The 23976-nt window shown below is 64.0% G+C and carries 23 protein-coding genes; 18 read left to right on the top strand and 5 right to left on the bottom strand.

All coding sequences use genetic code 11. The features are described from left to right. Nucleotides 1-243 precede the first annotated feature (243 nt). From NMQ14_RS10895 to NMQ14_RS10835, 13 genes are all read left to right on the top strand, one after another. Nucleotides 244-1092 (top strand): CheR family methyltransferase, encoded by an 849-nt coding sequence (locus tag NMQ14_RS10895; RefSeq protein ID WP_257096018.1) that lies wholly within the window; start codon nt 244-246, stop codon nt 1090-1092. Continuing rightward, nucleotides 1067-1696: a chemoreceptor glutamine deamidase CheD gene (gene cheD / locus NMQ14_RS10890; protein WP_257095985.1), complete on the top strand. Its 630-nt coding sequence runs from the start codon at nt 1067-1069 to the stop codon at nt 1694-1696. Before NMQ14_RS10895 ends, cheD begins: the two co-directional genes overlap by 26 nt. A gap of 13 nt (nt 1697-1709) precedes the next feature. Continuing rightward, a complete protein-coding gene (locus tag NMQ14_RS10885; RefSeq protein WP_257095983.1) occupies nt 1710-2789 on the top strand; it encodes a chemotaxis response regulator protein-glutamate methylesterase in 1080 nt (359 codons plus the stop codon). A gap of 48 nt (nt 2790-2837) precedes the next feature. Beyond that, nucleotides 2838-3143 carry an STAS domain-containing protein gene (locus tag NMQ14_RS10880; RefSeq protein ID WP_257095981.1) on the top strand — a complete coding sequence of 102 codons (306 nt, stop codon included), beginning with the start codon at nt 2838-2840 and terminating at the stop codon, nt 3141-3143. A gap of 171 nt (nt 3144-3314) precedes the next feature. Then, nucleotides 3315-5024 (top strand): methyl-accepting chemotaxis protein, encoded by a 1710-nt coding sequence (locus tag NMQ14_RS10875; protein ID WP_257095979.1) that lies wholly within the window; start codon nt 3315-3317, stop codon nt 5022-5024. A gap of 169 nt (nt 5025-5193) precedes the next feature. Further along, nucleotides 5194-7215: a methyl-accepting chemotaxis protein gene (locus NMQ14_RS10870; protein ID WP_257095977.1), complete on the top strand. Its 2022-nt coding sequence runs from the start codon at nt 5194-5196 to the stop codon at nt 7213-7215. 147 nt (nt 7216-7362) lie between these two features. After that, complete coding sequence (locus NMQ14_RS10865; RefSeq protein ID WP_257095975.1) at nt 7363-8334, top strand: chemotaxis protein; 972 nt, start codon at nt 7363-7365, stop codon at nt 8332-8334. Between the two features lie 20 nt (nt 8335-8354). Then, the gene (locus NMQ14_RS10860) at nt 8355-9299 is read left to right on the top strand and encodes a chemotaxis protein (RefSeq protein WP_257095973.1); all 945 of its coding nucleotides are present in this window, start codon (nt 8355-8357) and stop codon (nt 9297-9299) included. Between the two features lie 12 nt (nt 9300-9311). After that, a complete protein-coding gene (gene cheY / locus NMQ14_RS10855) occupies nt 9312-9710 on the top strand; it encodes a chemotaxis response regulator CheY (protein ID WP_257095971.1) in 399 nt (132 codons plus the stop codon). Nucleotides 9711-9732: 22 nt separating this feature from the next. After that, nucleotides 9733-10563, top strand: coding sequence for a protein phosphatase CheZ (gene cheZ, locus NMQ14_RS10850; RefSeq protein ID WP_257095969.1), 831 nt, complete (start codon nt 9733-9735; stop codon nt 10561-10563). Between the two features lie 171 nt (nt 10564-10734). Then, nucleotides 10735-12597 (top strand): chemotaxis protein CheA, encoded by a 1863-nt coding sequence (locus tag NMQ14_RS10845; RefSeq protein WP_257096016.1) that lies wholly within the window; start codon nt 10735-10737, stop codon nt 12595-12597. Between the two features lie 189 nt (nt 12598-12786). Then, complete coding sequence (locus NMQ14_RS10840; protein WP_257095967.1) at nt 12787-13137, top strand: hypothetical protein; 351 nt, start codon at nt 12787-12789, stop codon at nt 13135-13137. 82 nt (nt 13138-13219) lie between these two features. Continuing rightward, on the top strand, nt 13220-13543 hold the full coding sequence (locus NMQ14_RS10835; RefSeq protein ID WP_257082392.1) for a DUF3135 domain-containing protein: 324 nt from the start codon (nt 13220-13222) through the stop codon (nt 13541-13543). Nucleotides 13544-13693: 150 nt separating this feature from the next. On the opposite strand, the gene dacB is transcribed toward NMQ14_RS10835, so the two are convergent. From dacB to ftsY, 4 genes are read right to left on the bottom strand one after another with little or no spacing between them, the layout of a single operon-like run. Then, nucleotides 13694-15124, bottom strand: a complete 1431-nt coding sequence (dacB, locus tag NMQ14_RS10830; RefSeq protein WP_257095964.1) for a D-alanyl-D-alanine carboxypeptidase/D-alanyl-D-alanine-endopeptidase — start codon at nt 15122-15124, stop codon at nt 13694-13696. Nucleotides 15125-15134: 10 nt separating this feature from the next. Then, nucleotides 15135-16034, bottom strand: a complete 900-nt coding sequence (gene ftsX / locus NMQ14_RS10825; RefSeq protein WP_257095962.1) for a permease-like cell division protein FtsX — start codon at nt 16032-16034, stop codon at nt 15135-15137. Further along, nucleotides 16031-16681 (bottom strand): cell division ATP-binding protein FtsE, encoded by a 651-nt coding sequence (locus NMQ14_RS10820; RefSeq protein WP_257095959.1) that lies wholly within the window; start codon nt 16679-16681, stop codon nt 16031-16033. The genes ftsX and NMQ14_RS10820 overlap by 4 nt, the downstream gene beginning before the upstream one ends. 22 nt (nt 16682-16703) lie before the next feature. After that, the gene (gene ftsY, locus NMQ14_RS10815) at nt 16704-17753 is read right to left on the bottom strand and encodes a signal recognition particle-docking protein FtsY (protein ID WP_257096014.1); all 1050 of its coding nucleotides are present in this window, start codon (nt 17751-17753) and stop codon (nt 16704-16706) included. 106 nt (nt 17754-17859) lie between these two features. Between ftsY and NMQ14_RS10810 the strand changes: the two genes are divergently transcribed. The 5 genes from NMQ14_RS10810 (at nt 17860) to NMQ14_RS10790 (ending at nt 21982) form a co-directional block, all read left to right on the top strand. Continuing rightward, nucleotides 17860-19245 carry a pitrilysin family protein gene (locus NMQ14_RS10810; RefSeq protein ID WP_257095958.1) on the top strand — a complete coding sequence of 462 codons (1386 nt, stop codon included), beginning with the start codon at nt 17860-17862 and terminating at the stop codon, nt 19243-19245. A gap of 32 nt (nt 19246-19277) precedes the next feature. After that, a complete protein-coding gene (locus NMQ14_RS10805; protein WP_257095956.1) occupies nt 19278-20591 on the top strand; it encodes a pitrilysin family protein in 1314 nt (437 codons plus the stop codon). Between the two features lie 104 nt (nt 20592-20695). Further along, nucleotides 20696-21229: a 16S rRNA (guanine(966)-N(2))-methyltransferase RsmD gene (gene rsmD, locus NMQ14_RS10800; RefSeq protein WP_257095954.1), complete on the top strand. Its 534-nt coding sequence runs from the start codon at nt 20696-20698 to the stop codon at nt 21227-21229. Next, nucleotides 21226-21726, top strand: a complete 501-nt coding sequence (gene coaD, locus NMQ14_RS10795) for a pantetheine-phosphate adenylyltransferase (protein ID WP_257095953.1) — start codon at nt 21226-21228, stop codon at nt 21724-21726. Before rsmD ends, coaD begins: the two co-directional genes overlap by 4 nt. A gap of 1 nt (nt 21727) precedes the next feature. Continuing rightward, the gene (locus NMQ14_RS10790; protein WP_257095950.1) at nt 21728-21982 is read left to right on the top strand and encodes a YfhL family 4Fe-4S dicluster ferredoxin; all 255 of its coding nucleotides are present in this window, start codon (nt 21728-21730) and stop codon (nt 21980-21982) included. 11 nt (nt 21983-21993) lie between these two features. Here NMQ14_RS10790 and NMQ14_RS10785 read toward each other — a convergent pair whose 3' ends face one another. Next, nucleotides 21994-23946: a dynamin family protein gene (locus tag NMQ14_RS10785; protein WP_257095948.1), complete on the bottom strand. Its 1953-nt coding sequence runs from the start codon at nt 23944-23946 to the stop codon at nt 21994-21996. Nucleotides 23947-23976 lie beyond the last annotated feature (30 nt).

Raw genomic sequence — 23976 nt, 5'->3', positions numbered from 1 at the left:
GTGCATCGCTGAGGCAGCGTGAGGCGGCGAACAGCGAACCGGTGCTGCCGCGTTCGCGCGGCGGGGCGCTGGGCAAGGTGAGGCGGGTTCAGCCTGCCACCGCCGCGGCGGTCGACGAGGAGTGGGAAGAATTCTGAGCAAGCGCGTGGCTTGACCGCGCGTCAGCATGACATCAACCGAGAGGTCGGCATCGTGATTCAGGCAGGCAGGAATGCAGCAAGTGCAGTCGAAGTGACCCGGCAACTGGCGGATGCAAGGTCGCTGACCGGCGCAACGCGCGAGTTTTCCTTCACGCGCGACGATTTCGACCGCATCGCAAAACTGATACACCAGCATGCCGGCATTTCGCTGTCGCCGATCAAGTTCGACATGGTCTACAGCCGGCTGGCGCGCCGGCTTCGGGCCACCGGTGATGCGACCTTCGCTGACTATCTGAAGCGGCTCGAGCGCAATGATCACACCGAGTGGGAAACCTTCGTCAATTCACTGACTACCAACCTCACATCGTTCTTCCGCGAAGCGCATCATTTCGACCTGCTGAAGGAGCATCTGACCCGGCTCGACAAGCCGACGGCGCGCATCTGGTGCAGCGCCGCCTCGACCGGAGAGGAGCCTTACTCGCTGGCCATCACTTGCTGCGAGCTGTATGGCTCGATGAACCCGCCGGTTGAAATCATCGCGACCGACATCGATACCCAGGTGCTGGCGCAGGGCCAGGCTGGCGTCTACACCGAAGACCGCATCGAAAAGCTGTCGCCCGAACTGGTACGCAAGTACTTCCTGCGAGGCACCGGCGCTCGTGCCGGCGAGGTCCGCGTGCGCCCCGAACTGCAGAAGCTCATCCGCTTCACCCGCGTCAACCTGCTCGAACCGAACTGGCCGATCCGCGGGCCGCTCGAGGCGATCTTCTGTCGCAACGTGATGATCTACTTCGACAAGCCGACGCAGTACGCCATCCTGAAGCGCTTCGTCCCGCTGCTGCGCTCGGAAGGGCTCATGTTCGCCGGGCATTCGGAAAGCTTTTCGCACGCAGTCGATCTGTTCCGCAATCTCGGAAGGACGGTTTATGGTCGTGTTGACGGCGGTCGATAGTCGCGGTCCTTCCCTGATCGAACACCAGTCGTCGCAGCGCTATTTCGACAGCAAGTTTTCGCGTGAGGCGGTGAAGATCCTGCCCGGCGAATTTTTCGTGACGACACGCGACATGCTGCTGGTGACCGTTCTGGGTTCGTGCGTAGCCGCCTGCATCCGCGACCCGGAACGCGGCATTGGTGGCATGAATCATTTCATGCTGCCCGACGGTGGCACCGAAGCGACCAGTCGTTCGGCGCGCTACGGAGGGTATGCGATGGAGCTGCTGGTGAATGAGCTGATCAAGTCGGGCGCCCGGCGTTCGGCGCTCGAAGCCAAAGTATTCGGCGGCGGACGCGTGATGGCGTCGCTGTCGAGCGCAAATGTCGGTGAACGCAATTCGTCTTTCGTGCTCGACTACCTGAAGCAGGAAGGCATTCCGGTCCTCGCGCAGGATCTGCAGGAAAAGCATGCCCGCAAGATCTACTTCTTTCCGCGTGTCGGACGGGTGCTGGTGAAGAAGCTCGCACGCGTCAATAACGATACGCTGGCACGGCGCGAGCGCGAGTATCAGGAGCGGCTTGCACGCACGGATGCGTCAGGCGATATCGAGTTGTTCTCGTGATCGGGCGACGCTGATGAACAAGCCAAGAATCAGGGTGCTGGTGGTTGACGATTCCGCAGTCATGCGGGCCATGCTGACCGCCATCATCAACCAGGCGCCCGACATGGAAGTGGTGGGTACGGCACCCGATCCGCTGGTGGCACGCCAGAAGGTGAAGGACCTGTTGCCGGACGTGCTGACGCTGGATGTCGAAATGCCGCAGATGAACGGTCTGGAATTTCTCGACAAGGTGATGCGCCTGCGCCCGATGCCGGTGATCATGATTTCCAGCCAGACTGCGCAGGGTTCCGAAGCGACGCTGCAGGCGCTCGAACTGGGCGCGGTGGACTACATCGCGAAGCCGCGCGCCACCATGGTCGGACTGCCGGCCGGCTATGCACAGGAGGTGCAGGACAAGATACGTGCGGCGTTCAGCGCACACGTGAAGGTGAGGCGCGATGCGCCTGCGCGCCCTGCTGTCAGTGCGGTGACGCAGCCGCCCGTGGTGAGCAGCAACTGGGGTGATCGCATCGTGTGTATCGGTGCGTCGACCGGCGGCACCGAAGCGATCAAGGAAGTACTGACCCGCCTGCCGGAAAACATGCCCGGCATCGTGATGGTTCAGCACATGCCGGAAATGTTTACCGCGAGCTTCGCTCGACGTCTCGACTCGCTGTCACGTCTGCGCGTGAAGGAGGCCGAACAGGGCGAACGCATCCTGCCGGGTCACGCCTACCTCGCACCCGGACATGCGCACCTCGAAATCCGCAAGTCCGGCGGTGGCTATGTGTGCGAACTGCTGCAGACGCCGCCCTACAACCGGCATCGCCCGGCCGTCGACGTACTGTTCGATTCCGCGGCGGCACAGTCGCGCGGCAATGCGGTTGCCGCACTGCTGACCGGCATGGGCAAGGACGGCGCACAGGGCATGCTGGCGATGCGCAAGGCGGGCGCGTGGACGATAGGCCAGGACCAGGAAAGCTGCGTCGTCTACGGAATGCCCCGTGAGGCGGCCCAGATCGGCGCGTGTTGCGAGGTCAGTCCGCTCACGCAGGTGGCCGAACGCATCATGGCTGCGCTGCAGGGCGGTCGCCGCATGGCCGCCCACGGCTGACGGCAGATTGCCGCACTCATTCATCGATTACAGACAGGAAGACACACCATGGACATCAAGGTCAGCATCGCCGACAAGGTTGCGTGCATGAGCCTGGGCGGGCGCTTCGACTTTTCGGCGCACAGGGAATTCCGGGACACCACCGAACAACTTCTGGTGCGCGATGAAGTGAATGAACTCCACGTCGACCTCGCCGCCGTCAATTACGTGGACAGTTCTGCGCTCGGCATGCTGTTGATGCTGCGCGACAAGGCGCGCAACGCACGGCGTGAAATCAGACTGTCGCGTTGCAGCCCGCCAGTGCGCCAGGTGCTCGACATCGCGAACTTCGGCAAGCTGTTCCGCATCGACTGACCGGGACGGCGAGCGCAGCAAGGCCACATTAAAGCTTGTGTACGCTTTGTCGTAACACTCCTTACGGATGGGCAAACCATGCCCTGACGGAGAGGGAGGCAATCGACGGGTACACGTCGGTGTCTCCTTCATATCGGGCGAACAATGCCCTCACCGGTGAGGAGACCGTAAATGTCAGCACGCCCCCCGCGCTCGTTGCTCGGGCGCAACCTGCTCTGGTTGTGTCTTTATCCTGTTGTGTTCCTGACCCACTTGGGTACGTTTGCCTGGGGGGCGGAGTCGCTCGACACCGGCGGCGTGCTGCTCGCGGCCGGACTGGCGCTGGTCGCCCTGGCGGTGGTGCGGCTGAGTTGTGCGCACCTGTTCGAGCGGCCGCTCGAAGCGCTCGTCGCCAGTATGGAACGGGCCCGCCTGGAGGGCGATCTCACGTTCCAGTTGCCGGTGCAGGGGCCGGGTGCGCTGCCCCGGCTGGCCGAAAGCTACAACCGCCTGGTCGGTGAATTCAGTGCGGCGATGGCCAAGATGCTGTTCACTTCGTCGCGCCTGCAGGAAGCGTGTGCCAGGCTCGGCAAGGGGGCCGAGCGGGTGGCCGGCTCGACCGATGCGCAGTGCACCGCATCGCGCGCCGCCAGCACCGACGTGGGCAACATGAAAAGCAGCATGGAGGCGGCCACCGACGTGGCGGCCCTGACGGTCGAGGACGCGGCGCGTTCGCGCGAACTTTCGCAGCAGGGCGCCCAGGTGGTCAGCCGTGTCGCCGCCGAAATGTCGCGCGTGTCAGGCAGCGTCGAACAGTGCGCTCGGCAGATCGAACACCTGGGCAGCCGGTCGGAGGAGATCGGCAGCGTGGTGCAGGTGATTCGCGAGATCGCCGACCAGACCAATCTGCTCGCGCTCAATGCCGCTATCGAGGCGGCACGGGCCGGCGAGCAGGGCCGCGGCTTTGCCGTGGTGGCCGATGAGGTGCGCAAGCTGGCTGAACGCACCGCTTCGTCGACCGGGCAGATCCACACGATGATTTCGGCGGTGCAACGCGAAACCAGCGAAGCCGCGGCGGTGGTGCGCGCCAGCGCGGTCGAGGCGCGCAACGGTGCCGCCCTGACCGGCGAGGCGGTGGCTACGCTCGAGCGTATCCGCGAATGCGCCGATGCAACGCTGGAACGGGTCGGCGGCACGGTTGCAGCGATGCGCCAGAACCATGCGCTGGGCGAACAGGTTGACCAGCACGTACAGCGCATCTTCGCCATGGCCGAATCAAACCGCGAGGTGTCGTACGTTGCGGCGACCGACGCCGGGCGCCTGGACGTGCTGTCGAGCAACCTGGCCGAACTGGCCCAGGTGTTCCGACTCGGCCCTGCGGGCGAACAGGCGGTGGCGATGCACGCACGGATGCCGGAGCTGGTCGCTGGGGCGGCCGCGCAGGTCGGGGCGTGTCTGGAAGCGGCAGTCAAGCGTGGCGAGATCAAGATCGAAGATCTGTTCGACGAGAACTACCAGCCGATCGCCGGCACCCGGCCAGTCAAGTACACCACGCGCTTCGACAGCCTGACCGACCGGCTGCTTCCGGCCATCCAGGAGCCGCTGCTCGATCGTCACCCCGGTCTCATCTACGCCGGCGCGGTTGATCGCAAGGGCTACTTCCCGACCCACAACAAGAAGTTTTCGCAGCCGCTGACCGGTGACGAGAAGGTCGACATCGTGCGCAACCGTACCAAGCGCATCTTTGAAGACCCGGTCGGCAAGCGCTGTGGTGCGCATGCGCAGCCTTTCCTGATCCAGACCTATCGCCGCGACACCGGCGAAGTGGTGCACGACATTTCGGCACCAATCCATGTAGGTGGCCGCCAGTGGGGCGGCTTCCGGATCGGCTACGTCGCCTGATTAAGTTCTGCTGCTGATCTGGATCAAGCGCAACGCGACCGCAAACTCAATGCGTCGGCGGCGTCGCCGTTAAGTTCAGTAAGTCCACTACCTATTCGGCGCCGCGTGAGCGCGCCGCCGAATCCGGCTCCCGATTTGCCCAGAACTGAATTTCAAGGAGACCCACACGATGAACGCCCTGCTGTCGCCCGCCCGGGCATTGATGTCACGTCTCCGTTTCGCGCCAAAGATGATGCTGGTCATGGGCATCCTGCTGTCGCTGCTGTTCGGCGTTGGCGCGCTGCAGACGCTGGACCGCATGGGCGCGGTGCGCGCGATGGACAACGAACGCATCGGTGCCGACTATGTCCGCACCTTGCTGGGCGTGCTCGCCACGGTGCAGCAGCATCGCGGCATGTCCTCATCGATGCTCAACGGCGACGCCAGCCTGGCGCCCAAGGTCGAAGCCAAGGCGGCCGAAGTGGCGGCCGGCATCGCAAAGCTCACGGCGCAGATTGACGCCAATCCTGCGCTGCTGGATCAGGGTGCGCAGATCAATCGCCTGAATGACGAGTGGGTGGCGGTGCGTCAATTGATGAGCGGCGCCACCGGCAGCGAGAACTTCCGCCGGCACTCGGAACTGATCGTCAATCTGCTGAACGATTTCCGCATGGTGGCCGATGCGTCGGGCCTGACCTTCGATCCTTACCCGGACAGCTTTACGCTGATGGAAGCGACCATCGGCATCATGCCGCAGACGATCGAGTATCTGGCCCGGCTGCGCGGGCTGGCGGCGTCGATCAGTGCAACCCGCTCGATGTCGCCCGAGAAGGCGGTCGAACTGGGGTCCCTGCTGCAGCTGTCGAAGGCGCAGGTCGATGCATCGGAACGCATGCTCGAACGCGTGCTGAAGAATGCGCCGGCCCATGCAGGCGCAATCACCGCGGAAGTGGCAGAACTGCGCGACGCCTTTGGCGCCACCGCGCTGATGATCGAGAATTCGGTGGTCAGCCAGACGTTCGATTTGCCGCCCTCTGAAGTGTTTGCCCGCGCAAGCGCGCCGGTCGATGCAGCACTGGGTACTGCCCGTACGCTGCTGTCCAGCCTTGAAGCCAGCCTTGCCGTGCATCGAACCGAAATGGTCCGCCTGGAGCTGCTGATCGCTTCAGCGCTGGCCGCGGGCATGCTTCTGTCACTGTATCTTGCGCTCGGCCTCTACTTCTCACTGCAGGACGACATCCGCCGCACCATCGAAGGGGGGCAGCGGCTCGCCGATGGCGATCTGACGGCGCGCATCGACGTTTCGAGTCGTGACGAGTTCGGGGATATCGCAGCCAGCTTCAACCGCATGGCCGACGGCTTGTCGACGCTGATCGCGCGGGTGAAAGCTTCGGCCTCTGCCGTGTCGGAAGTGACCCATGTCGTTGCCAGCGCGACGCAGCAGATCAGTCATGCATCGACCCACCAGAGCCAGTCCGCGTCGGCCATGGCGGCCACCATCGAAGAACTTTCGGTGTCGATCAACAGCGTGTCGGACAGTGCGTCCGACATGCGTCACCACGCCAACGCCAGCCGCGACGAAGCGGACCAGGGGCGGCGCGCGATAGACGCGGTGAGCGGTGAGCTTGACGATGTCGGTCAGGTGGTCGGAGAAATTTCCGATGCCGCAAGCGCTTTCGTGGACAGCACGCGTGCCATCGGTGGCATGACCCGCCAGGTCAAGGACATCGCTGAACAGACCAATCTGCTGGCGCTCAACGCGGCCATTGAGGCGGCCCGTGCCGGTGAGCAGGGACGCGGCTTCGCGGTGGTCGCCGACGAAGTGCGCAAGCTGGCCGAGAAGTCGGCTGCATCGGCCCTCGAGATCGAGGCCGTCACGCGCACGCTGGACGCACACGCAGCAGGCGTCGATGCCGTGGTGCGCCGCGGGTCCGAGGCGATCAACGCCTCGCGCCAGCAGCTGACCCGGGTGGTCGATGCGCTCGGCCGGGCGGCCGAGGCCGCTGCCTCGACATCGAGCGGCATCAGCGGCATCGCCGAGTCGGTCAGCGAACAGACGACGGCCAGTCATGAAGTGGCACGCAAGATCGAGCAGATCGCCCAGATGACTGAAGAAAACACGTCTGCAATCAATTCGATGGCAGAACAGGCGCAGCACCTGTCCTCGCTGGCCCGCGAGCTCGAAGACGCCGGCGCGCGCTTTCGCGTGTGACGTACCCGAACGTTTGTCGAGGCCGGAAATGCAGCCCATTCGAAGCGTTTTTCCAAGTCTGCAGCCATTCAAGACTTTCCATGCGCTGCCGTAAATCCATCAGCACCCGGTTGTTTTCGTGCCACTGAACAGACAGACGAGGCCGACATGTCAGAGTTACTCAAGAATATCGATGCCCGCACCAAGCTTGCGGGTACCAACAAGCTCGAAATACTGATGTTTTCGCTCGGTGTGGATATACGCACCGGGCGACGCGAGACATTCGGCATCAATGTGTTCAAGGTGCGCGAGGTGATGCGTACCCCCAACATCACGGCCGCGCCGGAAATGCCGAATGCCGTCGAAGGCATGGTCAGTCTGCGCGGCGCGCTGGTACCGGTGGTCGATCTGGCCAAGTTTGCCCAGTTCCCGAGCGACACGCCGCGCGACGTGATGATCGTGACCGAATACAACGGCCACACCCAGGGTTTCCTGGTCGAGTCGGTCGATACCATCCTGCGGCTGGACTGGTCGCAGATGCGCGTGCCGCCGGCCATGCTGACCGCCAATCTCGGCGGTCTCGTGACCGCAGTGACCGAGCTCGCGGACAACCGTCTGGTCATGATGTTGGACGTTGAGAAGATCCTGTCGGAAACGGCGGATATCGACAACGATCTCGCCTTCAAGGATATCAAGCCGCTCGACATCGAAGACGCAACGGTTTTCTTCTGCGATGACTCCCCGGTGGCCCGCACCCAGATCACGCGCACGCTGGACCTGATGGGTGTGCGTTACGTCAGCGCCATCAACGGCGGCCAGATGTGGGCCGAACTTCTGAAGGTTGCCAGCTACGCCGATTCCAGCGGCCGCAAGGTGAATGAACTGATCAGCATGATCCTGACCGACGTCGAGATGCCGGAGATGGACGGCTACATCCTGACCAAGAACATCAAGGCCGACCCGCGCTTCGCCGGTATTCCGGTGGTCATGCACTCGTCGCTGTCGTCGGGCTCCAACCAGCAGCTGGGCCGATCGGTGGGCGTCGATGAGTATGTGTCCAAGTTCGAGGCACAGCGCCTCGCCGAAACAATCACCCGCCTGATCCGCCGCAGCAAGGGCATGGATCGCGTGGCTGCCTGAACAAGACCGGAGACAACACGATGGACAGACCCGATCACAACCTGCTCGAGCAGGTGGACGCCCGCACCAAGCTGGCGGGCTCGAACAAGATGGAAATCCTGCTGTTTTCGCTCGGCACGCATGAGCTGTTCGGCATCAATGTGTTCAAGGTGCGCGAGGTCAGCAGCACGCCCATCGTCACGCCGACACCGAACATGCCGGCTGGCGTCGAAGGTCTGATTTCGCTGCGTGGAAACGTCATTCCCGTGTTGTCGCTGGCACGCATCATGAACCTGACCGACGCGCCCGAAGGCATGGGTGGCGCGATGATGGTGACCGAGTACAGCAAGCGTACGCTGGGCTTTCTGGTGCATGAGGTGGATCGCATCATCCGTGTCGACTGGGACCGCGTGCGCGCGCCCGAGTCGGTCGTCACCAGTGAGCAGCTCTACATCACCGCGATCACCGAACTCGACGATGGCCGGCTGGTGTCCATCCTCGACGTGGAAAGCATCCTGGCCGGTACCTTCGGCGACGCCATCGTCGGCGAGATTCCGCCTTTGGGCGGCAATTACGACCCGAACGTGTTCTTCGTCGATGACTCTGCGGTGGCCCGCAAGAAGATCGCCGAAGTGCTGGACAAGCTCAGCATCCGCCACAAGCACGCCACCAACGGCGCCGAAGCGTGGGCGCGCCTGCAGGGCATGGCTGCGCACACCACGCAGACCGGCCAGCCGCTGACGGACGAGATCGACCTGATACTGGTCGATGCGGAGATGCCCGAGATGGATGGTTATGTGCTGACTCGACACATCAAGAACGATCCCCGATTCGTCGATATACCGGTGGTGATGCACTCGTCGCTGTCGTCGGAAGCAAACCGTGCAATGGGCAAGAGCGTCGGTGTTGATGCCTACGTGGCGAAGTTCGACGCCGAAGTGCTGGCCGATACGCTGCGTCCGTTGCTGCAAGCCCATAAAGCCTGAGAGAGGTAGGCCATGTCAGATCCCAAGATGAAGTTTCTCGTTGTCGACGACTTTTCGACCATGCGCCGCATCGTGCGCAATCTGTTGAAGGAACTCGGATTCACCAATGTCGATGAAGCCGAGGACGGCGTCATCGCGCTGCAGAAGCTGAAGTCGTCCGATTTCGATTTCGTCGTCACCGACTGGAACATGCCGAACATGACCGGCATTGAGCTGCTGCGTGCCATTCGTGCCGACGCTGCCCTGAAAGGACTGCCGGTCCTGATGATCACGGCCGAAGCCAAGAAGGAAAACATCATCGAAGCCGCCCAGGCAGGCGCTTCGGGCTACATCGTGAAGCCTTTCACCGCCGGCACCCTGGGTGAGAAGCTGACCAAGATCTTCGAAAAGATGAACCAGAAGGCCGCCTGAGCGAGCATCGGGAGATGACATTGTGAAGAAGATGAAGCTTGACGAAACCGGCGATTCCGACGACCTGCAGGCGCTGTTCGACAGCATCGCATCCGAGACGCCGCAGAAGGTGCGGCTCGAAGTGGTGCCGGAAGCCGCAAACAGCAGCGGCGACAGCGCCGATCTGGAAGCCCTGTTCGATTCCGTATCGGACGACTACTCGGCACCGGCCGGCGCGGCACTCACGCCCGGCGATGTTGACGAACACAGCTGCGACAATGTGTTCAACAAGGTGGGCCACCTCGCGCGCCAGTTGCACGACACGCTGCGCGAACTGGGGTACGACCATGCGCTGGAAGACGTCGCGACCCAGATGCCTGATGCGCGCAGCCGCCTGACCTATATCGCGCAGATGACGGAGAGCGCGGCGAGCCGCGTGCTCAACGCGACGGATATCGCGATACCGCTGCAGGACGATGTCGAAAAGCGTTCCAGCACGTTGCACGACCGCTGGGAGAAGCTGTACCGGAACGAACTTTCGGTCGACGAATTCAAGGCGCTGGCGGCAGAAACCCGCGGTTTTCTCGGCGACGTGCCGGCCTTTGCCCGCGATACCCGGGCGCAGCTGAATGAAATCATGATGGCCCAGGATTTTCAGGATCTGACCGGACAGGTGATCAAGAAAATCGTCGAAATGTCGCAAAAGCTGGAAAGCGGATTGCTGCAGGTGCTGATCGAAGCCATGCCGGCCGAAAAGCGGGCCAGCACGCCGGAAAGCCTGCTGAACGGTCCGGTCGTGTCGGCTGAAGGACGCGAGGATGTGGTGACCAGCCAGGAGCAGGTGGACGATCTGCTCGAAAGTCTCGGCTTCTGATCACAGGCAGCAGCAGGACAGTCGTGACACAGCGTTCGGTCAGCGCGGACGAACGGGTCGGTCGAACGGGTGCCAGCCATCCGTGGAGCCGGAACAACAGGAGCAGTAGGGCGAGCGGTGCGTCGAATGCGCTGCCCGCCACAGGAGCGAACGATGAGTGACTTTCAGGGCATGGAAGATCTGCTGCAGGACTTTCTGGTCGAGGCGACCGACCTGCTGTCCGGCGTGGACAACAAACTGGTCGATCTCGAAAAGACGCCCGGTGACCGCAGTCTGCTGAACGAGATTTTTCGCGGCTTCCACACCATCAAGGGTGGCGCCGGCTTCCTGAATGCGTCCGAACTGGTCGCGCTCTGTCATCTGACCGAAAACCTGTTTGACAAACTGCGCAATGGCGAAATGGCCATCACGCCACAGCTGATGGATGTCATTCTCGACGCGACCGGCATCGTGCGCGACATGTTCGGTGCCCTGGAGCGCGGCATGCTGCCGGCTGCCGCCGACGCCGGGGTGATGACGCGCCTGCGTGCTGCACTGGCGGGCGAGCTCGATGTGGTTGCCGCAGCAAGCGCAAGCGTCGAAGCACCCCCCGCTCAAGCGGCCCCGCGGGGCGTCGAGCCGGACTGGAGCACCCTGCACCAGGCGGTGACGGGTATCGTACCGGTGGCGCCGCAAGCGGTGCCCGAACCGGCTGCAGCGCGATCGGCCAATGATGGCGATGTCGCTGCGGTGGTCAATGCCGCGTTCGGCCGCCGGGCCGCCGATCGTCCCGGCACGCCGGCACCGACCGGCCGCCGCGACGCTGAAAAGGGTCGTGAGAACTCGATCCGGGTCGATACCTCGCGCCTCGACCAGGTGCTCAATCTGTCGGGCGAAATCGGCCTGACCAAGAATCGCCTGACCTCGCTGCGCGCGGACATCCTGGCCGGCAAGAACGACAGCGAAACGCTGCATGCGCTTGATGCGGCCGTGAGCCAGCTCGATCTGCTGGTGTCCGATCTGCAGAACGCGGTAATGAAGACCCGCATGCAGCCGATCGGCCGCCTGTTCCAGAAATATCCGCGCATCGCCCGCGATCTCGCCCGCAATCTGGGCAAGGATGTGGAGCTTGCGCTGGTCGGCGAAGAGACCGAAATCGACAAGACGATGATCGAGGATCTGTCCGATCCGATCATCCACCTGATCCGCAATGCCGTCGATCATGGCGTGGAAACGCCGGAGGAGCGCATCGCGCAGGGCAAGCCAGGCAAGTCGGTGGTGCGACTCGAGGCGCGTCAGGAAGGCGACCACATCGTGATCATGGTGGCCGACGACGGCCGCGGCATGAATGCCGAACGGCTGCGTGCCAAAGCGCTCGAAAAGGGCCTGATCACCGACGAGGAAGCCAATACGCTGGACGAGCGCGCAAGCCTGAACCTGGTGTTCCTGCCAGGTTTCTCGACCGCAGCGACGGTGTCGGATGTATCGGGTCGCGGTGTCGGCATGGACGTCGTGAAGACGAATATCCAGAAGCTCAACGGGTCGATCGAAATCCGGTCTATCCAGGGCAAGGGCACGACCTTCGTGATTTCGCTGCCGCTGACGCTGGCCATCCTGCCGGTGTTGCTGGTGCGTCTGGCCGAACAGCACTTCGCCGTGCCGCTGTCGATGGTGCGCGAAATCCTGCCGATCCAGCCACAGGACATCCAGGAAGTCGGCGGCCGCGCGACCATGGTGGTACGCGGTGAGGTCATGCCGGTGCTGCCGCTGGCCCGCCTCCTCGGCTGGCCGCAGAAGAACCTGCCGCAGTACGGCGTACTGATGCAGACCGCCGAATCGTCCTTCATCCTGGCGATCGACAACTTCGCCGGTCGCGAGGACGCCGTGATCAAGAGCCTGGACGATTTCCGTCCGAAGGGCGTGGCGGGCGTGACGACGTTGTCGAACGGCCAGATCGTGCTGATCCTCGACATGAAGGAACTGCTCGGCTCGCTTGGCGACTCGCGCGGCGTGTCGCGGTCCAGTCTGATCAGCCCGGTTTCACTCGCGGCCTGATAGAAATAAATCGGCCGATATCGCCGGAAAGCCCGCCCCATCGCTGGATGGGGCGGGCTTTTTCTTTTTGCTTCAATGGATTGGAGCGGATTTGCCGGCAGGAGTTTCTGACCCTAAAGAGTGGGTCTTTGCGGTCGATAAACAGATACCAACGGTAATCCGTCCATCGAACGACGAAGGAGCCTCATCATGGCCGAAGCAACTCTCATCCAGCCGATTTCGTCCCCGTTTCCCGCGGCAGCCTTGCTGCCGGCAGCGAGCGTGCAAGCGCATCACGCAGAAATCATGCGTCTGATGGCATCGATCGAAATGCTCGGCAACGAAGCCATGGTGACGGCCCTGAGTCTGGCCGATGAAGCCGCCGAAGCCGACGCGCGTGGCCTCTTCATGCGCGCCCAGGAAGTGCGCGCCTGGGTGCAGACCACGCTCGACATGGTGAATACCGATGCACTGTGTCCCGATCTGTCGGGCCAGCTCGCCTATCAAGGCGTCGAACAGGCCGCCCGCCTGGTCGCCGCCCGTGAAACCCTCCCGCGTTAAGTCCGCGACCCTTGTGTTCCAATCGCCGTCAGTGATCGAGTCATTCATCGACTTGGAAACCGGATTCGGCGGAGGATATTGAGTGTCGGAAGAAGCAGAGGACTTCGATTTTGACGTCTGGAAGGATCTTGCGCAGTCCGATCCACAGACCTACTTCGCGGAGAGACGGCGTGTGATCGAAAAATTCATCAGTACCTGCCCGCCTGAAAAACAGGCGGTGCTGCGCGACCTGCAGAATCAGATAGACGCCAGCCGTGCCATGGCCGGGTCGCCCAACCAGTCGGTGCGCGAACTATCGCGCATGATGGAAGACTACCTCCTTGCGCTGTCGGAACGCCTGATGGCGCTGCACCGCGAAACGTCCGCGTTGCAGACTTCATTGCGTCAGGGCCTGCGCGGCTCCTGAACGTCACCCGAACGCAGACCGGGTTGCCACGGCAGATCGGGACGACAGTCAGCGCGCAGGCTCAGGCCGGCGGCGCGACTGGACGGCCACCGTGGTGATCCGGACTGCGACCACCTTCCGCCGCGCCTGCGGACGGATCGTCGATGGGCCTCATTCGGTAACCGGGAAGGACTGCCGGTTACCCGCCCACACCCATTCGAGCAGGGCTTCCAGAACCGGCTGTGCGCGACCCGCATTCGGGTGATTGAGCCAGGCCACCATCAGCACGCGCTGGCCGTTGCGGTCGAGCACATAGCCGGCGATCGATCGCGTATCGGACAGCGATCCGGTCTTCAGATGCGCCTGACCGCTGGCCGGCGAATTGCGCAGTCGCCGGCGCAGCGTGCCGTCGACCGACAGCACAGGCATCGACGACACGAATTCCGGCATGACACTGCTCCCCCAGGCGTGGCGCAGCAGCGCAGCCATGTCGGCGGCCGACAGGCGCTCGCTGCGTGACAGCCCGGAGCCGTTGTCCAGCACCAGACTGGGCAGCGCCAGACCGCGCCGTGTTGCCCAGGCGCGCACGGCGACCTCGGCAGCCGCGGTGTCTGCCGGGGTGCCGGCGCCGCTGCCGAGCGTCAGGAAAAGCTGCCGTGCCATCACGTTGTTGCTGTATTTGTTGATGTCGCGGATCACCTGCGCCAGCGGCGGCGAATCGATGCCGGCCAGTGGCAGCGCGTTCGGCGGCGTTGTGCCGTCGCGCACCCGTCCGGTGATCCGCCCGCCCAGTTCGGCCCACATCGCGCGCAGGGCGCGGGCAAAGAACTCGTCGGCCGGCAGCGGTGCGATGTTCCATATGCGTTCGCCGCATGGTCGAGCGAAGCGGCCGGTGATCTGCAGCGTGAGCGTGCTGCGGTCCGCGGCCGGCAGGACTTTCGCAGTCAGGCTGTCCTTCCAGTCGCCGCATTCGCCTTCGACCAGTTGCACGCGGTTGTCGATCTGCACGCCATCGAGCGGGGGTTCGGCCCACAGCGCGGGAGCGCCACCGGCCTGTGGCAGCAGGCGCACACGCAGCGCGTTGTGTGCCAGCAACAGTGCGTCGGGGCCGACGTTGTAGGCGGCCAGCGGTTCGTTGTCGAAGGCGCCCGGGTCGTGTCGCGTCGGCGCGAAGGCCGAGCGGTCGGTGATCACGTCGCCGCGGATGTCGCGCACGCCGCGTGCCCGCAGGTCGCGCAGCAGCAACCAGAACTGTTCGATGCTGAGCGCCGGGTCGCCGCCGCCGCGCAGCACGAGGTCGCCATCGAGCACGCCGTCGGCCAGCCGGCCGGTCATCAGCGCGTCGGTGCGCCAGCTGTAGGCCGGGCCGAAACTGTCGAGCGCGGCGTAGGTGGTGACCAGCTTCATCACCGAGGCCGGGTTCATCGCGACCTTGGCGCGATGGCTGATGCGTGCGGGCCCGCCGTCCACTGACTGCACCATGACCGAAATCGACGTTGCGGGAATGTCGGCAGCGCGCAGCGCCTGCAATACCGGCGCCGGGAGTACCGCGCAGGCGGGGGCAACGATCAGGCCGAGCAGAACAGCGAGCGCGAGACGCACGACAGCCCGCTCAGGCGATGCGCGACAGATGGCGGCGTACCGAGGCGCTGGCACCGAGCCAGCCGAGCGCCGCACACAGTGCAAGCAGCGCAGCCCAGTGCGCCGGCGCGAGCGGCCGCAGCACGAATTCAAGGCTGTACAGACCGGCAATTTCGGCCACCGGCCCGGCCAATGCGCGCGTCGCAAGCAGGGCGAGCACGCCGGCGAGTGCGCCACCGAGCAGACCCTGCAGTGCGCCGAACCAGTGGAAGGGGCGGCGTATCCAGGCGTCGGTGGCGCCGAGCAGGCGACTGACCTCGATCTCGTCTCGCTGCGTCAGCAGTTGCAGCCGGATCGTGTTGAAGGTGACGGCGACCAGACCGAGGCCGAGCACGACACCCAGCATCGTCACCGCCTGCTGGCCCAGCGCAATCAGCGCGTCGAGCCGTTTCGCCCACGCGGAGTCGAGCTGCACGTGATCGACTTCAGGCAGCTTGGAAAATTCGGTGCGTAGCGTTTCCAGCCGGGCGGCATCGGCCGAGTCCAGCCGGATCACGAAAGCATCCGCAAACGGGTTGTCGGGGAGTGCGTCGAGGATTTCGGCCAGAGCGTCGTTGTCGCGGAATCGCTTCAGTGCCGCGTCGCGTGACACCAGTTCGACCTTCGCTTCTTTCGCCAGGCCGCGGATACGCTGGTCGGCGGTCCGGACCGCGTCGGCGTTCGCGCCCGGCTGCATGAATACGGAAATTTCCGGCGCGGCGCTGACGTTGCCGGCCAGTCGCTGCAGATTGCCGAGAAGCATGTAGCCGGTGGCGGGCAACGCCGCCGCGATGCCGACCACCAGCGCCGCCAGCAACGTGTTGAATGGCTGGCGGGCCATCTGGCGCGCCGCGCGCAGCCCGGCGCGCAATTGCAGGCGCAGCCACCTCACTGCAGCCGCCCCTGGGCAAGTACCAGCTTGCGCGGTGCGTAGCGTGCGAACAGCGCGTCGTCGTGCGTGGTCAGCAGCATGGTGACGCCGGCTTCGTTGAATGAGCGGAACAGCTCGGCGATGTCGCGCGCGTAGGCGTCGTCGAGGTGGGCGGTCGGTTCGTCGGCGAGCAGGATCTGCGGCCGGTTCACGATGGCGCGGGCGATGGTCAGGCGCTGCTGTTCGCCGCCCGACAGCTCGACCGGCATCGATTTTTCGCGTCCGGACAGCCCGACGCGTTCCAGTGCGGCGCGCACCCGGTTGGTCGCTTCGCGCGATGGATGGCTGCTGATCGAAAGCGGCAGCAGGACGTTGTCGAAGGCGCTGCGGTCGAACAGCAGGCGCTGATCCTGCATCACGAGGCCGATCGACCGGCGCCAGTAGGGCAGGGCGGCGCGCTTGAGCGCCGACACATCCTCGCCACCCACCAGAACCTTGCCTTCGGTCGGTCGTTCGAGCACGGCGAGCAGGCGCAGCAGCGTGCTCTTGCCGGCGCCGGAATGGCCGCTCACCACTACCATTTCACCGCGCGCGATGTCGCAGTCCAGCTGGTCGAGCGCGGTGTGACCGCCCGGATAGCGTTTGGTGACCTGAGCGAAACGGATCATGCGGTGTGGGCTCGGGCTGCGATCAGAGGGATCTTGGCGGTTCGAACAGGGCATCGACGAATTCCGCCGCATTGAACGGCTGCAGATCGTCCAGGCCTTCACCAACGCCGATGTAGCGCAGCGCGATCGGACGCGACGGTGCGTGCTGTTTCGCGATGGCCGCGATGACGCCGCCGCGCGCCGTGCCATCGAGCTTGGTCATGATCAGCCCGGTCACGCCGATGGCGGCGTCGAAGGCCTTCACCTGCGCCAGTGCGTTCTGGCCGATATTGCCGTCGAGCACCAGCAGCACCTCGTGCGGCCCGGTCGGATCCGCCTTGGCAATGACCCGCTTCACCTTGGCGATCTCCTCCATCAGGTGCAGCTGGGTGGGCAGGCGACCGGCGGTATCCGCCAGCACGATGTCGATGCCGCGTGCGCGGGCGGCGTTGACCGCGTCGAACACCACGGCGGCCGGATCACCGGAATCCTGCGCGATCACCGCAACGTTGTTGCGTGCCCCCCAGGTTTCGAGCTGTTCTCTCGCGGCGGCGCGGAAGGTGTCGCCGGCAGCCAGCAACACGCTCTTGCCCTGTGACTGGAAATGCTTGGCCAGTTTGCCGATCGACGTGGTCTTGCCGGCGCCGTTCACGCCGGCAATCATGATGATGAAGGGCTTGTGCGCGTCCACATCGAGCGGCTTCTCGAGCGGCGCGATCAGGCGGGTCAGTTCCTCGCGCAGCACGTCACGCAACTTCGCCGGTTCTTCGATGCGTTCGCGTTTCACGCGGTCGCGCAGCCGGTCGAGCAGATGGGTGGTGGCATCCATGCCCACGTCGGACGTGATCAGCAGGGTTTCCAGCTCTTCCAGCAGCTCGTCATCGACCTTGGTACGCAGGAACAGCGCATTGAGCTGGCCACCGATCTGGGCACGCGTGCGCGACAGCCCGGCGCGCAGCCGCTGCGCCCACGACAATTTCGGCGCGTCGGCGGCAGGCGCGCTATCCTGCGCCGCGACCACGTCAGGCGCGGCCGGTACGGCATCGCTGGCGTCGGGCGCGGCGGCTTTGTCTTTCTTGAAGAAACCAAACATGTGGGAGACGGTCACTGGAACACCTTGCGACTTGCGCAAGGCTTTGGAACAGAGGCGTGAAGGCGGATTTCGCCGCGCTCACATTTACTGCCGGAGAGTGTATCAGATGGATTTGCGCCGTTTTTCCCGTGGTATCGCGCTGTGCAGCGCTCTGGCGGCATGCGCGCTGGTGGCGCATCCGGTGCTTGCCAACCCGTACGAGACCACCCTTGCGAACGGCCTGCGCGTCATCGTCAAGGAAGACCGGCGGGCACCGGTGGCGGTGCACATGGTGTGGTATCGCGTCGGGGCGATGGACGAACACGACGGCACCACCGGCGTGGCGCATGTACTCGAGCACATGATGTTCAAGGGCACGAAGAAGCTGAAGGCGGGCGAATTCAATGAAATCGTCGCCCGTGCCGGTGGCAGCGACAATGCCTTCACCAGCCAGGACTACACCGCCTATTTCCAGCGCGTGCCGGCGGCCGCGTTGCCGCGCATGATCGAACTGGAAGCCGACCGCATGCGCAACGTGGTCATCACCGACGAGGAATTCGGTCGCGAACTGAAGGTGGTCATGGAGGAACGCCGGCTGCGTACCGACGACAAGCCGCAGTCGCAGTTGTACGAGCAATTGATGGCCAGCACCTTCACCGCGCATCCGTACCGCCGGCCCATCATCGGCTGGATGAACGACCTCGAGAAGATGCGCGCGGATGACGCACGCGAGTGGTACCGGCGCTGGTACGCCCCGAACAACGCCTACGTCGTGGTGGTGGGCGATGTCGACCACAAGAAAGTGTTCGAACAGGTCAGGAAACAGTACGGCAAGATGAAAAGTCAGCCCTTGCCGGTGCGCAAGGCGACCGCCGAACCGGTGCAGACCGGTCAGCGGCGTGTCGTCGTCAAGGCACCGGCCGAGGTGCCGCAGCTGCTGATGGCGTGGAAGGCGCCGCGGCTGGCCGATGTAGAGAATGATCGCGAGCCCTATGCGCTCGACGTGCTGGCCGGCATCCTCGACGGCCACGCAGCCTCGCGCCTGTCGCGCAACCTGGTGCGCGGCAGCCAGATCGCGACCGAAGTGGGCGCTTACTACGACTCGACATCACGTGGTGAAGCCACTTTCGTGCTCGGCGGCGCCCCGGCCAAAGGCAGGACCGTGCAAGAGCTCGAAGCGTCGCTGCGGGCGGAAATCGAGCGCATCGCGGATGAGGGCGTGTCGGATGCAGAACTCGAACGCATCAAGACCCAGACCATTGCGTCGCAGGTCTACAAGCGCGATTCCACGTACGTGCAGGCGATGGAAATCGGCCGTCTCGAGGCGGCCGGCTACCACTGGCGCGATGGCGACCGCATGCTCGACAAGCTGCGTACCGTCACTGCAGCCGAAGTGCAGGCCGTGGCGCAGAAATATTTCGGCGACGACACGCTGACCGTCGCGGTGCTCGACCCGCAGCCGCTCGATCCGAACGCCAAGCCGCGTGCCAAGCCCGCCGGCCTGCGTCACTGAGCGTGCCCACCGATTTCAAGCAGGGGAAACGGATGAATCCATATTTCCGCAACGCGCTGACGCGCCTTGCCTTCATGTTCGTCGCGGTTGCCGCCGCAATGCCGGCCGCCGCAAACGTCGACATCCAGCATTGGGTGGCGCCCAACGGCGCCCGGGTGTACTTCGTCGAAAGCCGTGTGCTGCCGATTCTGGACGTGCAGGTCGATTTCGACGCCGGTGCAGCGCGCGATCCCGCAGGCAAGAGCGGCGTCGCGTCGATGACGCAAAGCCTGTTCGACACCGGAGCGGGCGGTCTGGACGAAGACACGCTGGCCGAGCGATTCACCGATCTGGGCGCCCAGTTGGGCGGCGTGGCCGACAACGATCGTGCCGGCCTGTCGCTGCGCACGCTCTCAAGTGCCCGCGAACGCGAAGGGTCGCTCGCACTGCTGCACACCCTGCTGACGCAGCCCGAGTTTCCGGCTGCCGTGCTGGAGCGCGAAAAGGCGCGCGCCATTTCCGGTCTGCGCGAGGCGGACACCAAGCCGGACGCAATCGGCAGCAAGCGCTTCGCCCGTGCGATGTATGGCGACCATCCCTATGGCAGCACGCCGACCATCGAATCGGTCACCGCGATAAGTCGCGATGACCTGGTGGCGCACTACCGCACGCACTACGTCGCGCCGCGCGCTGTCGTGTCGATCGTCGGTGACGTCACCCGCGAGCAGGCAGAAGCGATTGCCGTGCAACTGACCGGGGATCTGCCTCAGGGTGAGCCGCTTGCGCCAATTCCTGCGGTGACGCTGCCGCAGGCGAAGACCGAAAATATCGCCCATCCGGCCAACCAGAGTCACATCTTCGTCGGTCAGCCGGCATTGCAGCGCGGCGACCTGGATTTCTTTCCGCTTCAGGTCGGCAACTACATCCTGGGTGGTGGCGGATTCGTGTCGCGGCTGACCAAGGAAGTACGCGAAAAGCGCGGCTATGCGTACAGCGTCTACAGCTATTTCAATCCGCAGCGCCAGCTCGGACCCTTCCAGATCGGTCTGCAGACCGAGCGCAGCCAGGCCGCCGCCGCGCTTAAAGTGGTCGATGAAACGCTGGCGGCCTTCATCGACCAGGGACCGACCGAAGACGAGTTGCGGGCCGCCAAACGCAATCTGGTCGATGGCTTCTCGCTGCGCCTGGACAGCAATCGCAAGCTGCTCGACAGTCTGGCCGTCATCGGCTTCTATGGCCTGCCGCTCGACTGGCTGAAGAAGTTTCCCGAGCGCGCCGAAGCGGTGACCGCGGCTCAGGTGAAAGACGCTTTCCAGCGCCGCTTGTCGGCTGACAATATCGTGCGGGTGATTGTCGCGGGTGATTGACGGACATCTATCGTGGATGCGAATGCGCATCTGCGCCCGGTGGTGGCAGCTCTTCCGGGGTGATACGACCAGCAGGAGACGCCCCCGCGGTTAGAATTGCGGCCATGTCACGCATTCGCATCATCGGCGGCCGGTGGCGCAGCCGCCTGCTGCCCGTGGCGGGCGTGCCCGGCCTCAGGCCCACGCCGGACGCGGTCCGCGAGCGCCTGTTCAACTGGCTCGGGCAAGACCTGAGCGGTCAGCACTGTCTGGACCTGTTCGCAGGGTCCGGCGTACTCGGTTTCGAAGCGGCGTCGCGCGGCGCCGAATCGGTCACCCTGGTCGAGCGCGACGCGCGCGCCTTTGCCCGCCTGCGCGACGCAATAGATCAGTTGCCGGCACCCGAGGTCAAACTGGTGCGGGGCGATGCGCTAACATTCGTGCTTGATCCGCCCCGGAAGTTCGATGTGCTGTTCCTCGATCCGCCCTACGGGCTCGGCCTGCTCGACAGGCTGGCCCCGCATCTCGATGCACTGGCTGCGGAAGGCGCGGTGATCTATTGCGAGGCGGAACATCCAGTGCCGCTGCTTGGCGACTTCCGCATGACGCGAGAAGGGCAGGCCGGGCAAGTCCATTACCAGTTGCTGGAACGAACATGAACGGCACCATTGCGGTTTACCCCGGAACATTCGACCCGATCACCCGTGGTCATGAGGATCTTGTGCGGCGCGCGGCGGAAATGTTCGATCGGGTCATTGTCGGCGTCGCCGAAAGCCGTTCCAAGCGGCCGTTTTTCGAAACCGATGAACGTGTCGACATGGCGCGCGAGATTCTTGCGCCTTATGAGAATGTCGAAGTGCGCGGGTTTTCCTGTCTGCTGATGGACTTCCTCGCGACCTGCGATGCGCGCATCATCGTGCGAGGACTGCGCGCGGTGTCGGACTTCGAGTACGAATTCCAGATGGCAGGAATGAACCGCTCGCTGCGGGCCGACGTCGAAACGGTATTCCTGACGCCGGCCGACCAGTACATGTTCATCTCGGCCACGATGGTGCGCGAAATCGCCTCACTGGGCGGCGATGTCAGCAAGTTTGTGCAGCCTTCGGTTCTGGCGCGCATCAGCGCCAGGCTGGCTGCAGTGAGTGGAGGCAACTGAATTGGCTTTGATCATTACCGACGAATGCATCAACTGCGATGTGTGCGAGCCGGAATGCCCGAACGGGGCGATTTCGCAGGGCGAGGAAATCTATGTGATCGATCCGGGAAAATGCACCGAGTGCGTCGGCCATTTCGACGAACCGCAGTGTCAGCAGGTGTGTCCGGTCGATTGCATTCCACTCGACCCGGACCACAAGGAAACGCACGATCAGTTGATGACGAAGTACCACATACTCACGGCCGTCAAGGCCTGAACGCTCACGCCTCAGGCGGCGGCGTCCATCTCGCGTATCACCGCAGCCTTCAGCGCTGCATCCAGCGCGGCGCGCAGCCGAGCCAATTCCTCGATCTGGTTATCGATCGCCACACCGTTCTGGCGTAGCTCCTCGATCCGGTCTTCCAGCGTGTCGGTGGCTTCATGGATGCGCTTCACGCTCTCCAGGCGACGCTTCAGCTGCTTCTGATGCTCGCGCACCTGATTTTCCAGCGGCGCCATGATGGCGCGCAGCCAGTGCTCGACATCGCGATTCACCACCTCCATGTGCTTGCGCACCTGCACCGCCACCGTTTCGAAAAAGCGCTGCGTAAGCTGTCGCTTTTCCGTCGTGAGCATGTTCAGCCACGTGTTGAACTGCTGGTGGAAGGCCTTTTCGAGCCGTGTGATGTCCTTTTCGTAGCGCTGGACCGAAAACGGCACCGGTACGCCGAGCCGCAGGTCATGTTCGGAGGAAAAGCGCTGGTACATCGCTTCCATCATCCGGAAAATTTCATCGATGCTGACTGCTGACTTCTGCAGGCTGCCCCGCACATCGCCGAAGAAGGCATTCATCGCATCGCGCAACTGCAGTGAAAAGTTGGCCTTTTCCATCTGCTCGCGGGTCTGTGCCGTGCGGCTGCGCAGCGCGTCCATGCCCAGATGGGCAAAGAGGGTATTGGTCTGCGACGAAAACACGTTGCGCGTTGCGTAGAAGCGCTCCAGGCCGCGCTCGAACTCCTCCTTCTCGGCACGTACCCGCTTCAGCATGTACTGGATGACACCGCGGTTCTTGCCGCGCAAGTCGGAGAACTCCGCCAACTGATCATCCACCGCCTTTTTCTGGCCGATCAGCATGTCGTGCGTGCGGGCGAGCAGGCCGCCCGCGTCATGTTCGACCGCTGCGCCGACGATGTCGCGCTTGGCCGGAAGCAGGTCTTCGACCAGCGCGCGCTCCAGTTGCGGAAGACGGCTGCGCGCCAGCAGTGTGCCATCGCGCTGGATGCGCGCCAGCAGGCCCTTCTGGGCGGATACCGGAAACACCCGGTTTGCCGGCAGGTCGAGCGTCGCCGCGCAGGACTCGATCTGGCGCCCGATTTCCGCGTCGATCTGTGCTTCGGAACGCAGCCCGTCCCACAGGCTGTCCATCTTGTTGAGCACGGCCAACCTGCCCTGGCGTGAGCCGCCCGCCGCGGTGACATGAGTTTTCCAGACCGACAGATCGCTCTGCGTCACGCCGGTGTCCATGCCCAGCACGAACAGTACCGCGTGCGCCGAGGGCAGCAGCGACAGCGTCAGTTCCGGTTCGGCACCGATGGCGTTCAGACCGGGCGTATCGAGGATGACCAGGCCCTGGCGCAGCAGCGGGTGCGGCATGTTGATCACTGCATGTCGCCAGGCCGGCACATCAACCATGCCGTTCGCGTCCGGCTGCAGGCCGTTTTCGCCGCTCAGGTCGATGCGGAACCCTAGCTGCTCTGCTTCGCCGATCGCGACCTTGCGCTGTTCGCTGACCCGGCCGAGCACCTGCTGCATCGATGCTGCCGACGTCGTGTCCAGCGGCAGGCGTCTCCATGCACCGGGCTGGGTTTTCAGATCGGACACGGTGGTGGTGCCGCGACGGGTTTCGATCGGCAACAGCTCGATGCAGGCCGGGCGCACCGGGTCGTACATCAGCTCAGTCGGGCACATGGTGGTGCGGCCGGAACTGGACGGCAGCACGCGCGCGCCCTGGTCACCGAAGAAGATGGCATTGATCAGTTCGGACTTGCCGCGTGAAAACTCGGCAACGAAGGCCACGACCAGCCGGTCGTCGCGCAGTTTGAGCAACAACTGTTCGATGCACTGATCGTTGTGGGCGTCGCTCAGGTTGCTTTCGAAGAGCCAGCCGCGGATACGGACAATGGTCTGCTCGACGCGCGTGCGCCAGCTGCCATAGACCGATAATTCTTCCTGCATGCTCATTGCGCGCTCCACTCAATCACTTGGCAATCT

Source organism: Methyloversatilis sp. XJ19-13, from assembly GCF_024580155.1.
Classification (GTDB): domain Bacteria; phylum Pseudomonadota; class Gammaproteobacteria; order Burkholderiales; family Rhodocyclaceae; genus Methyloversatilis.
This window is presented reverse-complemented; position numbering and strand designations above follow the sequence as displayed.